At 37.8% G+C, this 13,352-nt stretch carries 8 protein-coding genes and 4 tRNA genes; 1 reads left to right on the top strand and 11 read right to left on the bottom strand.

What is annotated here, in order from left to right:
* From J3U36_RS11165 to J3U36_RS11120, 10 genes are all read right to left on the bottom strand, one after another.
* Positions 1 to 85: GTP-binding protein (locus J3U36_RS11165; RefSeq protein ID WP_010312103.1), on the bottom strand; the 85-nt coding region annotated here is incomplete at its 3' end.
* Positions 86 to 268: 183 nt separating this feature from the next.
* A tRNA-Thr gene (locus tag J3U36_RS11160) sits at positions 269 to 344 on the bottom strand.
* 3 nt (positions 345 to 347) lie between these two features.
* Positions 348 to 422 (bottom strand) — tRNA-Gly (locus J3U36_RS11155).
* A 56-nt stretch (positions 423 to 478) separates the two neighbouring features.
* A tRNA-Tyr gene (locus J3U36_RS11150) sits at positions 479 to 563 on the bottom strand.
* A gap of 33 nt (positions 564 to 596) precedes the next feature.
* Positions 597 to 672: transfer RNA gene (locus J3U36_RS11145), tRNA-Thr, on the bottom strand.
* 153 nt (positions 673 to 825) lie between these two features.
* A complete protein-coding gene (gene adhE, locus J3U36_RS11140) occupies positions 826 to 3,525 on the bottom strand; it encodes a bifunctional acetaldehyde-CoA/alcohol dehydrogenase (protein ID WP_267378926.1) in 2,700 nt (899 codons plus the stop codon).
* A 295-nt stretch (positions 3,526 to 3,820) separates the two neighbouring features.
* Positions 3,821 to 4,624 (bottom strand): tRNA cyclic N6-threonylcarbamoyladenosine(37) synthase TcdA, encoded by an 804-nt coding sequence (gene tcdA, locus J3U36_RS11135; protein ID WP_267378929.1) that lies wholly within the window; start codon positions 4,622 to 4,624, stop codon positions 3,821 to 3,823.
* 111 nt (positions 4,625 to 4,735) lie between these two features.
* Positions 4,736 to 5,311: a hypothetical protein gene (locus J3U36_RS11130; protein ID WP_267378933.1), complete on the bottom strand. Its 576-nt coding sequence runs from the start codon at positions 5,309 to 5,311 to the stop codon at positions 4,736 to 4,738.
* Positions 5,312 to 5,534: 223 nt separating this feature from the next.
* Positions 5,535 to 6,890 (bottom strand): PFL family protein, encoded by a 1,356-nt coding sequence (locus J3U36_RS11125; RefSeq protein ID WP_267378935.1) that lies wholly within the window; start codon positions 6,888 to 6,890, stop codon positions 5,535 to 5,537.
* Between the two features lie 36 nt (positions 6,891 to 6,926).
* On the bottom strand, positions 6,927 to 7,196 hold the full coding sequence (locus J3U36_RS11120) for an ACT domain-containing protein (protein WP_065558707.1): 270 nt from the start codon (positions 7,194 to 7,196) through the stop codon (positions 6,927 to 6,929).
* A gap of 144 nt (positions 7,197 to 7,340) precedes the next feature.
* On the opposite strand from J3U36_RS11120, the gene J3U36_RS11115 reads away from it, so the two are divergent.
* Positions 7,341 to 8,555 carry a pyridoxal phosphate-dependent aminotransferase gene (locus tag J3U36_RS11115; protein WP_267378937.1) on the top strand — a complete coding sequence of 405 codons (1,215 nt, stop codon included), beginning with the start codon at positions 7,341 to 7,343 and terminating at the stop codon, positions 8,553 to 8,555.
* A 351-nt stretch (positions 8,556 to 8,906) separates the two neighbouring features.
* Here J3U36_RS11115 and J3U36_RS11110 read toward each other — a convergent pair.
* The coding region (locus J3U36_RS11110) for an SdrD B-like domain-containing protein (RefSeq protein ID WP_267385913.1) at positions 8,907 to 13,352 on the bottom strand (4,446 nt) is incomplete at its 5' end.

Raw genomic sequence — 13,352 nt, 5'->3', positions numbered from 1 at the left:
TTAAAGTTGTTTTACCATGGTCAACGTGGCCGATTGTACCAACGTTAACGTGGGGTTTTGTACGTTCAAATTTTTCTTTAGACATTTATTGTCCCTCAAATGTAATACAAATCGGTGGTGAATCACCACATTAACCAAGTATTATATTTTATATCAACATAATACTAACTTAAAATTAGCTCTGAATGATAACAGATAAAGCCGTCCAGTGACAAGCTTTTAAGCAGTCAAATTCGATATTTTTAGAAGTTTAGGAAAGTAACAAGAATGGTGCTGATAGGCAGATTTGAACTGCCGACCTCACCCTTACCAAGGGTGCGCTCTACCAACTGAGCTATATCAGCAATTGGAGCGGGCAGCGGGAATCGAACCCGCATCATCAGCTTGGAAGGCTGAGGTAATAGCCATTATACGATGCCCGCATGTTCAAACTCGGCTACCTAAATGCTTCAATTAGCTATTGCTAATATTAGATATATGGTGGTGGGGGAAGGATTCGAACCTTCGAAGTGTGACACGGCAGATTTACAGTCTGCTCCCTTTGGCCGCTCGGGAACCCCACCCCGAATCTTTTTAAATTTGTCTACTTAGGAAAATGGTGCCGGCTGCCGGAATCGAACTGGCGACCTACTGATTACAAGTCAGTTGCTCTACCTACTGAGCTAAGCCGGCCTAAGTGCTGCGCATTATGGACTAGAACATTTAAGCTTGCAAGCAAAAAAAACAAATTTTATTTTGTTTGCTTAAAAAAAAATCAAAAACATAAAAAAACCCCGAAATATAGACAATTTCAGGGTTTTATTTAATCAAAAATAATTTTTTAGATTATTTCTTTTTTACCGCTTTTTTCTTAGTAGTAGAAGCTACACCTTTAGCCGCTGTATGCACAGCAACATCCTCACTGATATCACCGTTATCTTGATATGGACGACCATAATAGGTATCAAGCAAGATTTGTTTTAGTTCAGCAATTAAAGGATAACGAGGATTTGCGCCAGTACATTGGTCATCAAATGCATCTACAGCAAGTTGGTCAACTTGTGCTAAGAACGTTTTTTCATCCACACCAAACTCTTTTATAGAGAAAGGTATTTCAAGATCTTTTCTAAGTTGATCTAACCAACCAATTAATTTCTCAACTTTCTTCTCATCTTTATCCACAGCAGCCGTTAAACCTAAATGATCAGCAATTTCAGCGTATCGACGAATGGCTTGAGGATAACCATATTGACTAAATGTACCTTGTTTAGTTGGCTTATCTGTTGCATTAAAACGGACAACATTGCTGATGAGCATTGCATTAGCCACACCATGTGGGATATGGAAAGCTGCACCAATTTTATGCGCCATTGAGTGACAAATACCTAAAAATGCTTGAGCAAAAGCAACACCTGCTAATGTCGCTGCACTGTGTACTTTTTCTCGAGCGATAGGATTTTTAGCCCCTTCTTTATAGCTTGCCGGTAAATAGGACTTAAGCATACTTAAAGCTTGTAATGCTTGACCGTCAGAAAACTCTGTTGCCATTACTGACACATAAGCTTCTAAAGCATGAGTTACCGCATCGTAACCACCAGCAGCACAAAGTGAACGTGGCATATTCATCACTAAGTTAGCATCTACAATTGCCATATGAGGCGTAACAGCATAATCGGCTAACGGATATTTTTGTCCGGTTGCATCATCCGTCACAACTGCGAATGGCGTCACTTCAGAACCGGTTCCTGATGTTGTGGTAACACAGATCAATTTTGCTTTTTTGCCCATATTCGGGAAATGACAAGCACGTTTACGAATATCCATAAAACGTAATGCTAATTCATCGAATTTAGTTTCTGGGTGTTCATAAAGAACCCACATGATTTTTGCAGCATCCATTGGTGAACCACCGCCTAAAGCAATAACAGTATCTGGCTGGAATGCTCTCATTGATTCAGTCCCTTTACGAACAACACTTAAGGTTGGATCTGCTTCAACATCAAAGAATGTTTCACAAAGAACACCTTGTGACTCTAATTGATCGGTGATTTGTTTTGAATAACCATTGTTAAATAGGAATTTATCGGTGACTAAAAAGACTCGTTTTGCGCCTTGCTCAACGACTTCATTTAAAGCAATAGGTAGTGAGCCACGTTTAAAATAGATAGAACTTGGTAATTTGTGCCATAACATGTTTTCTGCTCTCTTAGCGATTGTTTTCTTGTTAAGTAAGTGTTTCGGTCCAACATTTTCAGATACCGAGTTACCTCCCCAAGAACCACAACCTAATGTTAGTGACGGCGCTAAATCAAAATTATATAAATCGCCAATACCACCATGCGCAGCAGGTTGGTTAATCAAAATACGGCAAGTTTTCATTTTTTTGCCAAAATAATCGATACGTTCACGATTGCTATCTTGATCGGTGTAAAGAACAGAAGTATGACCCATACCACCCATTTCAACTAATTTTTCAGCCTTTTCTACTGCTTCAGTAAAATCTTTAGCTTTAAACATAGCTAATGTCGGTGAAAGTTTTTCATGCGCAAACGGTTCAGATAGATCAACTTTGCTCACTTCACCTACCAGTACTTTTGAACCTGCTGGTACTTTAAAACCTGCTAATTCAGCAATTTTGGTCGCTGGTTGACCAACGATATTAGCATTTAAAGCACCCTTGTCATTTAAAATGATACCTTGAACGGCTTTAGTCTCTTTAGCATTTAAAACGTATGCACCGTATTGTGTTAACAAGCGACGTACTTCGTCATAAACAGAATCAACTACGACGATAGCCTGTTCAGAAGCACAAATCATACCATTATCAAACGTTTTAGACATCAGAACGGAAGCCACTGCTCGTTTTAAATCCGCTGTTTCGTCAATGATGACAGGCGTATTACCTGCGCCAACACCTAATGCAGGTTTACCTGAACTATAAGCTGCTTTCACCATACCTGGGCCACCGGTTGCTAAAATTGCAGCGACATCATCATGATGCATTAAAGCATTTGATAATTCGATAGAGGGCTCATCAATCCAACCAATAATATCTTTTGGCGCACCAGCTTTTATAGCTGCATTTAGAACAATTCTGGCTGCTTCAATAGTTGATTTTTTTGCTCTAGGATGAGGAGAGAAGACGATTGCATTACGGGTTTTAAGACTGATAAGGGATTTGAAAATAGCGGTGGAAGTTGGATTGGTCGTCGGTACTATTCCACATATGATCCCTAAAGGTTCGGCTAGCGTAATAGTTCCAAAGGGTTCATTTTCTGCCACTACGCCACAAGTTTTGTCATGACGATATTTGTTTAGAATATATTCTGCAGCAAATAAGTTTTTAATCACTTTATCTTCTACAATCCCCATACCCGATTCAGCAACAGCTTGTTGGGCTAGTGGAATTCTCGCAGCTGCAGCAGCTTTTGCAGCCTCCGTGAAAATTTTATCCACTTGTTCTTGAGTATAAGTTGAATAAGTTTCCTGTGCTTTTTTTACACGGGCCATTAATTCATTTAACTCATTCATATTAGTTACTGCCATAGATTACTCCTTGAAATTAAAAAATAAATCTGAATCGTTTGGCGTCTTCCTTGAATCTTTTTAATGCCTATGCATAATAACAAAACGAAATTGCCGTTATCGTAAATCAGTTTTTTACTTTATACAATAAGATCTTGCAGAAAAATAAATGTTATGGAAATGGGTAAGTGAGATTCATCCTAGTAGATAGGAAAAAATTAATATTTATGATTTTTTGATAAAAAAAACTATTTTTACACAAGTAAAATAGCTTTTTTTAAATATGCAAAATTTTTTTAAGAAAGAGAAAGTTCACTTAAATTTTAGATAATTTGTCCAGTACATAACTAACAGCAACAAATCCAAAACTTGCCGTAACTGTCGTCACTGCGCCAAAACCTGATTCACAATCCATTTTTTTAGTGCCATGCGCTTCACTTTTCGTAAAACAGATTTGACCATTTTGCGCCGGATATGTCAGTTGTTCTGTTGAGTAAACACAAGGTATCGAATATTTACCTTTACTATCTTTATTGAGTTTATAATCGTTCTTTAATCTTTCTCGTAATTTAGCTGCCAAAGGGTCTTGAATGGTTTTAGCCAAATCAGCAATTTTAATCTGTGTTGGATCTTTTTGGCCACCAGCACCACCAATAGTAATGACTTTCAATTTTTGTCGCCTACAATAATTAAGCACTGCCGCTTTATCGCGCACACTATCAATAGCATCAATGATATAATCATAACGAGGCAAGTTTTGAGCTCCTAAATAATCTGAAACATTATCAATATTTATAAAGTCATCAATTTGATTAACAATACATTCAGGATTTATTTGTAATATTCGCTCAGCCATGACTGCGGTTTTAGCTTTACCTATATTTGAGGTTAAAGCATGAATCTGGCGATTGGTATTGGTCACACAGACATCATCCATATCTATCAAAGTAATTTGCCCGATACCACTGCGAGCAAGGGATTCAGCAACCCAAGAACCAACACCGCCAATCCCTATTACACAAATATGTGCACGAGCAAAACACGACAATGCGGATTGACCATACAACCGAGCAATGCCACTAAAACGTTGAAAATAACTGTCAGAAAATGTGTTATGCATAATTACCACTGATTTATCGAAATGTTAAAATACTAGCAGTGCATAAGGATTAACGCAACTAACGCTGCTATTCTTGTCATTGAGGTTATCGGTATTAGACTCATAAATTAACTATTTACGTCCTAATTTTAATATCTCTTGTACCATTTGTTTAGTATGGGTTTGCATATATTTTACTAAATGGTCATTTTTTTCATTGAGTAAAATGAGATAAAAACGATTACGAGCCAAATGCGTTGATTCATCATAAGTACTGACGATTAAATAACCTATACTATTTTTTTCATCCGTTCCTACGGCATAAGAAACGTTACCTTCTTGAGTGACTTTCGGATCAGATGAACGCATTGCGATTTGCAATTTAAAGAGTTTTTGAGCATCTTGAGCATTGGCAACGATATCATCCATAATGATGAAATAATCTTCATAATAGGTTGCTGATTTAGGATCTTGCATGTACATAATTGCACGCTTATCATTAGGATTACCTGAACCACTATCGCGACTTTGATTATATATATAATAGGTTTTATTGTGGAAATCTAATTTTTTAGGTAAATCATAAGCGGGTAATTTTTGATTAATTACCGTTAACATCGGACCATAGTTGCCAGGTTGATAATTACTTTCTAAAGTCCCACAACCTAACAATAATATTGAGATAAAACTGACAATAACTTTTTTCATTTTTGTTTCCTTTTATTTTTTATCAATTAATTTTAGATAAGTAAGAAAAATGAGACTAATTAATTTATTACCAAATAGTATCCGTGTGATTGCTCATTATAGGGATAACCGTAAAATGAAGGACAAAAAAATCACATTTTGGATTATCAGGTAGAAATCAATAGACAGAAAGTCATGTGATACCTTGTCTTTTTTGATATATAAGGCATCACAAAATAATCGCTTAGTTTTTGAAGGAGTGAATCGGAGCAGGAATACGTCCACCACGATTAATAAAATCAAATGAACTATATTTATTTACTGGCATCACAGGCGCATGACCCAATAACCCACCAAATTCAATATTATCACCCACTGTTAAACCAACCGCAGGAATGATGCGAACGGCAGTGGTCTTATGATTGATGACGCCGATTGCTGCTTCATCTGCAATAATAGCAGATATCGTTTCAGCTGGTGTATCACCCGGAATAGCAATCATATCAAGCCCGACCGAACAAACACAGGTCATTGCTTCTAATTTTTCTAAATTGAGTGCCCCCTTATTTACCGCATCAATCATCCCAGCATCTTCTGACACAGGAATAAATGCCCCACTTAAACCACCCACATGACCACATGCCATGACCCCACCTTTTTTGACAGCATCATTAAGCATCGCCAACGCAGCCGTTGTACCATGGGTTCCAACCACTTCCAGTCCCATTTCTTCCAAAATATGGGCAACTGAATCACCTATTGCAGGCGTTGGCGCTAAAGATAAATCAACAATACCAAATTTAACGCCTAAACGCTCCGAAGCCTCTTTACCAACAAGTTGTCCCATACGCGTAATTTTAAAAGCCGTTTTTTTGATTGTTTCCGCAACCACATCAAAAGGTTGACCTTTTACTTTTTCGAGTGCTCGCTTAACCACACCTGGTCCACTGACACCCACATTAATGACACAATCTGCTTCGCCTACACCATGAAAAGCCCCAGCCATAAACGGATTATCCTCAACAGCATTAGCAAACACAACTAATTTTGCACAAGCCATACTGCTATTATTCGCCGTTAATGCGGCTGCTTCTTTAATAATATGCCCCATCTGTTTTACGGCATCCATGTTGATACCGGTTTGTGTAGAACCTACATTAACCGATGAACAAACACGTTCTGTTTGGGCAAGAGCTTGTGGGATGGATTTAATCAAAATTTCATCACCTTTATGGTAACCTTTCTGCACTAACGCCGAAAATCCACCAATAAAGTTCACCCCCACCGCTTTAGCAGCTTGATCAAGTGTTTTTGCGAACGCGACATAATCATTATCATTACTTGCTCCTGCAATTAAGGATATTGGTGTAACAGAGATACGTTTATTAATAATTGGAATACCAAATTCAGACGTAATTTGATCACCAACTTTTACTAAATTTTTGGCTAATTTAGTAATTTTGTCATAGATTTTTTGACGGGCTTTTTCACCATCGCTATCAATACAATCAAGCAAAGAAATACCCATGGTTATTGTGCGAATATCAAGCTTTTCTTCCTCAATCATTTTAATCGTTTCGAGGATCTGTTTGGTTTCCATTAGTACTATCCTTCAGTAAAAATTATTGAATAAAATTTAAAGACGATGCATTGCATCAAATATCTCTTCGCGTTGAATATTTACTTTAACTTTAAGATTTTCGCCTGTTTGCGTTAAAGTATTTTTAACATCATCAAATGAAACATCGATTTTGGATAAATCGAGTAACATAATCATCGTGAAATATTCACCCATGATAGTTTGAGATACATCTAAAATATTAATATTCAATTCATATAATTTTTGACTTATACCAGCAATAATTCCGGTCTGGTCTTTTCCTATGACAGTTAAAATGGTTTTCATCACATACTCCGCACAAATTTTGGACAATCAAAAGATATTTACTTGGTTGATTATAATAACATCTTCAAAAATTATCGAAATAGGAGTAGATTGTTTTTTTGTTAAAAATAAAAAAACACTAAAATAATTAAAAAGGGCAACATTATGAAAAATTTCCAAAAATCAAATAAATTGGATCATGTCTGTTACGACATCCGTGGACCAATTCTTGAGCACGCAAAGCGTCTTGAAGAAGAAGGTCAAACTATACTTAAACTCAATATTGGAAATCCTGCCCCTTTTGGTTTTGCCGCACCTGATGAATTATTAGTTGATGTCATCCGTAATTTGTCTTCTTCACAAGGATATTCCGATTCAAAAGGACTTTACTCTGCACGTAAAGCTATTATGCAACACTATCAAGCCAGAGGAATAACCAGTTTAGATGTCGAAGACATTTTTATCGGCAATGGTGTTTCTGAACTTATCGTACAATCGATGCAAGCATTGCTCAATAGCGGTGATGAAATCTTAGTTCCTATGCCAGATTATCCATTATGGACAGCTGCAATTAGTTTATCTGGTGGTAGTGCTGTTCATTACCTTTGCGATGAAGAAGCTAATTGGTCGCCCGATTTAGACGATATTAAACGAAAGATCACCCCCAAAACGAAAGGAATTGTGATCATTAATCCTAATAATCCAACCGGTGCCGTCTATAGTAAACAGCTTCTACTTGATATTGCCGAAATTGCGCGTCAAAACAACCTTATTATTTTTGCTGACGAAATTTACGACAAAATTTTATATGATGATGCTGTTCATCATTCAATAGCCGCTTTAGCGCCCGATCTATTTGTCGTAACCATGAGCGGACTATCTAAAACTTATCGTGTTGCAGGTTTTAGGCAAGGATGGATGGCACTTTGTGGTCCTAAACAACATGTAAAAGGATACATTGAGGGACTAAATATGTTGGCGTCAATGCGATTATGCGCCAATGTCCCATTGCAACATGCCATTCAAGGTGCACTTGGCGGTTATCAAAGTATTAATGAATTTATTGTTCCTGGTGGTCGTTTATATGATCAATGTATGCTTGCATGGCGCATGTTAAATGATATCCCAGGGGTAAGTTGTACTAAACCACAAGGCGCATTGTACTTATTTCCTAAACTTGATCAGCAAAAATTTAATATTCACAATGATCAGAAATTGGTTTTAGATTTTCTATTGCAAGAAAAAGTTCTTTTAGTACAAGGCAGTGGTTTCAACTGGCATAAACCCGATCATGTCAGAATTGTTGCACTTCCACATACAGGTGAATTACAAGACGCTATCGAACGTTTTGCCAAATTTTTATCAAATTATCAACAATAAAACGAATCAACTCCCAATTTTAGTTGGGAGTTTTCTATCTGCAATGCTTCGTAAAATTTTTTGATTTCATTCAACGAAGATAATAAACACTTTCAGTGTTATGCTTAAATTCATCAATACTGCTCTATTTATGCTAACTAATTAATATGACAATGTTAATTTATTAACCGGCATTCAATTTTAATTATATTTCTACAACTCTACTCATTTTCAGTGCTCTAACACTAAAATCTATTTATATAAAATAATAATTTAGGATGCTTAATATAAAAAACCCCCGATAAACGGGGGAAAGAGCTGAAAGGATAGGAATAAACAGACCTACTTGTCTATCTTTATGTTTAATGGGAATTACTGATTTACCTCCGTAACACCAAAATCAACTTTACTTGGTAACCCCGGTGATACTCTTACCACTTTTGGATTACGTCCGTTTACTTTGTATTCCTTCGGTAAGCTTCGTGAGTCTAGTTTGATAACGAAGTTTGCACCTCGTTCCCAACGGCCTCCCGATACACCAACTATATGGTAACGTCCATGCGTATCGGTTGTGATAATTTCGCCACGGGTGGTCACTAATTTCACGCCGCCCAGACCATCTTCACCTTCATCCTGTATGCCATTACCGTTTCGGTCGATAAACACTTTTCCGAAGATTAACGCATTGTCAAATAGTGGATCGGCTGTCACCGTTACCGTCGCTTCCGCTATATTCGACGACACTTTACCCGTCAAGGCGTTTAGTGCCATCGCCGTATTGGTATACTCGCCTTGGGTAACGCCCGAGCCCACAACTAACATATAGCTGATCACCACTTCACTGTTAGCCGTTAAATCCAGTGAATCATACATCACCGCTTTAGTGCCTTTGGGATCCGCCACTTTTTTGCCATTTAAACGCGATGAACCTTTCACGAACTTAAATCCTGACGGTAAAATATCTTTTACTTTAATGCGTGATTTGTGTGACGAATTGTTAATCACCTTGATGGTATAAGGGACAATATCACCCACCACGACATTATCCTTCAGTGCCGTTTTTATTACGGTTACATCCGCATTATGTACTCGATAACCCAATATAATATCGTTACTTGTTGCACTAAAGCTGATACTGCCATCATTTAACTTAATCGGCACTGTTTGCATACCACCTGTGCCATTATAAACAATCGATGCTGGCGGTGTAGCAATATCAATTAAGTCATGTTTGACCACTTTACCATTACTATCAGTATATTGTTCAAAATATGGCACTTTTTCATATAATGGATTGCTATTATCTGAGCCAACCACGCCGTCGTGATATTCACCAAACAGTAAACGGATACTATATTTTGAATCATCAACCACATTCGGATCTATCACCAGATTACGGAATATAAATTTACCATCACTGCTTGTCATAAACGACAGTGGTTTACCATCTTTGTTCATCATATGTTTCTGATTATTGTCTAACAGATAAACCTCTGCACCCGATAATCCGGTTAATTCTGACAGACTGACCAGACCTTTACCTTCACGATCTTCTACCAGTTTACCCTCAATAATACCTCCATGGATATAACCAAAGTCCTGATCGGTTAGGTTACCTGTGATATCAATGATTGCCTGATTGACTGTTTTCGGTAAGGTTAAGTAACCTTTGCTGTCATGGTGCGCATCATCCGGGTCAAAGCTTGCTCGTAACGTGCTCGGCACCCCTTCCACTTCAATTTGCCATTTGCCCGGGATCATGCCGCTTAGTTCATAAGCTGTCTCTCCCGCTGCAATTGTTTGTGTTAACTGTAATGCCGGATTTTTGATATTACTCAATTTCACCGTCAAGTCCGCATTAACACTGCTGTCCGTGGAGGCGTTGTACACTCCGTTATCATCACTGTCTAAGTAAATTTTACCTTTAATACTGGTGCTACCTTTCCACGCAAAGCTTACCCCTGTCGCTTTATCTGTTGCTCCCGTAAACTGATAAGTTTCACTCATTTCACTGTCAGTCTTATTGATTACTACCGAGTGACTGCTGTCGCTTAACATAAAGCTGCTAACATAATCCGTGCCCGGACGACTTACTTTCACCTGATAATCAACACCCGAGACTAAGTTGTCAAACTGATAGTTGCCTAACTCGTGCTCTGCACTACCCGTACTGACCGCTTTAACCTCTTTCACCAGATTATTATCTACATATAATCCTACCGTGTAATCTGTAAATAACGTATCAATTCCGATATCCTGTGCATTGATCACCTCGCCATCATCCGCATTCACGTCTATCACAACCTGACCTTTTATGCTTGCCTGACCTTTCAGACCAAAATCAACATTTGTGATTTTGTTTGCCGAGGATGCTGGCGCAATGTTGACAACGGCACTATCTTTATTGATTGCGGTGATTGTTCCCCCAACTTTTTGTACTACATAACTGAAGTCATAACCTGAATTTGCCGGTGCTTCTACACGTATCGTCCAACGACCTTCTGCTATATTGGCTATCTCATATTCACCGTAACTACCACTGTCGACCGTTAAGGCTAAGCCATGGCTGTTTGTCGCCACAACTTTCACCCCTGATAAGGTGGCGGTGTGATAAGTCTGATGCGTTCCTTGTCCTGAGTAGTCTTTATAAATAGTCCCTTTTAACACATTCTCACTTTTAAAGCCGAATGCTTGTTGCTCGGCAACGTTACCGGCTGAAAATTGGTCATCTTTCGGACTATTGACACTAAACGTCACCTGATTGCTCGCTGCATTTGAATTCGGACTGAACACCAGTCTGTAACCGGAACGCTCAATTGCGTTATCATCAATTTTAAGCACATAATCATGTTGGCTTAAACCTGACACTTCAAACAGGCCGGTTCGATCATCAACCTTAATCTCCTGCTCCACAAATCCTGATTTTGCCGATGTTAACACCAGTTTCGGCGTAATTGGCGTACTTAATGCGCCAAAGGCAATATCATTTGCGCTGTATTTTCCGTCGTTATCGGCATCGATGACCACATAACCTTTGATAACCGCACTGCCGTGATAACCTACTTCAACGCCATTCACCGCTGGATTTTGCTTTGAAAGATTAACCGTTAATGATAAGTCTTTTGCCGTCGCTGCCACCGCTTTATTACCCGTTTGGGTATAACTCAATTGGTAACTACTCCAGTCAGCCACACTTTGCGAATTGTCTGCCGTGATAATCCAATCGCCAAATGATAAGTTATCCACTTCAAAATGACCATTACTGTCAGTAATAGTTTGTCGGGTAAGATTGCCATCCGATCTTTTCAGCGTTAATTTCAGTCCTGTTAAATCTCTATCTACAGCAGTGTTCGTTTGACTGTTATCGACATCAATACTCACATGACCTTTTATCACACTATTATATTTATATGCTGAACTATTAGTTAACTCGTCTTTTGTTAACGAAGTAAACGCATAACTATCACTATTTCCAGGGATGACACGGTTCGCAATTAATTGCGTTCCTTCTGGTGTGCTAACCTTAATTTGATAGTTACCTCCTTTCGGTAATTTTTCAAACTGATAGTAACCTGAATTATTGGTGTTAACCTTTTTAAGTTCAACGTAATCCGTTACACCCCGCGCCTGATAATTAAGGGTTACATTGATGCCCTTAGTCCCTTCGTTATCCTGTCTATCTCCACTTTCATTTTCATCAATCCAGACATCACCACCGATTTTTTGTTTTCCTACCAATAGATAATTATTATTTTGTGAACCATCTTTTGGTAAATTTGCGATCGGAATAATAATATGTTTCGCGTCTTTACCGGCTGAGCTTTGTTTAAACGCATAGTCGGCATTAGTGTCTAATTTAAGTATCACGGAATAGTTAGCATTATCACCAAACATCAAGTTAGAAAATTTGTACTCACCATCCACGGTTTGTTGAGTCATCAATAGCTTACCGGTACCATCTAAACCATCACGTAACTCAACAGTCAATGCTGTTTCGCTATCAAGTAAATGTGCAAACGCATTTAACTGAGTTAAATCGGTATTATTATCGGCATAATCAACATAGATTTTACCTTCGATACCTTTATCACTCGCTTGTTTGTAATAGAAATTATTGTCTTTTATGCCCACATTAGTTAAATCTAAACTAGATAAAGTATCAATTGGTTGAGTGGTACCTTTACTGTTTTTAACTAATGAATAATTATCTGGCGAGGTTACAACATTAATACTATATTTACCGGAAGGTAAGTTATAGAAATGATATTCACCGTTAGCATTTGTATATTGACGAGCGATCTCTGTTCCGCTTGAATCAATTAGACCGATCAATACATTATCAATTGGCAATTCAGGAGATGTGCCGTCAATAATAGTTTTACCCGCAATACCACTATTAATCGCTTGATTACTACCTATACCTGCCGATGGTGAAGTATTTGAACTTCCTGCTAATAAGAAATATTGGTTTTGTACTGTCTTTCCAACATCTTCAAAGTGAATCGGTTTTAAATTGATATTTGTGTTACCCTCTGCATTAGCAATAACACCAAAATCTTTTGTGGGTTCAATTTCAACAATATAATCAGTATTTAAATCAATACCACTAAAGCTATAGTAACCTTTCGCATTCGTTTTTACTTCACGATAAAACGTACGATTGGAACCATCAAATTTATATAATTTGACGTTTATATCTGGTACCGCCATGTCTCCGGTTTTATCAACATTAATTTCTAGTGTGCCATTATTGTTAATATCAACCATTACATGACCGGTGATCGCCGCATCGCCGTTTTTCTTGTAAATAAAATCTAA

Source organism: Gilliamella sp. B3817 (genome assembly GCF_026536705.1).
Classification (GTDB): domain Bacteria; phylum Pseudomonadota; class Gammaproteobacteria; order Enterobacterales; family Orbaceae; genus Gilliamella; species Gilliamella apicola_I.
Note: the sequence above shows the minus strand (reverse complement) of the source record. Positions and strands in the feature narration are given on the sequence as shown.

Excerpts from the sequence above, each read along its gene's own strand:
- J3U36_RS11125 (WP_267378935.1), bottom strand. The coding sequence starts at position 6,890 with ATGGAAACCAAACAGATCCTCGAAACGATTAAAATGATTGAGGAAGAA.
- J3U36_RS11115 (WP_267378937.1), top strand. The coding sequence starts at position 7,341 with ATGAAAAATTTCCAAAAATCAAATAAATTGGATCATGTCTGTTACGAC.
- adhE (WP_267378926.1), bottom strand. The coding sequence starts at position 3,525 with ATGGCAGTAACTAATATGAATGAGTTAAATGAATTAATGGCCCGTGTA.
- J3U36_RS11130 (WP_267378933.1), bottom strand. The coding sequence starts at position 5,311 with ATGAAAAAAGTTATTGTCAGTTTTATCTCAATATTATTGTTAGGTTGT.
- tcdA (WP_267378929.1), bottom strand. The coding sequence starts at position 4,624 with ATGCATAACACATTTTCTGACAGTTATTTTCAACGTTTTAGTGGCATT.
- J3U36_RS11120 (WP_065558707.1), bottom strand. The coding sequence starts at position 7,196 with ATGAAAACCATTTTAACTGTCATAGGAAAAGACCAGACCGGAATTATT.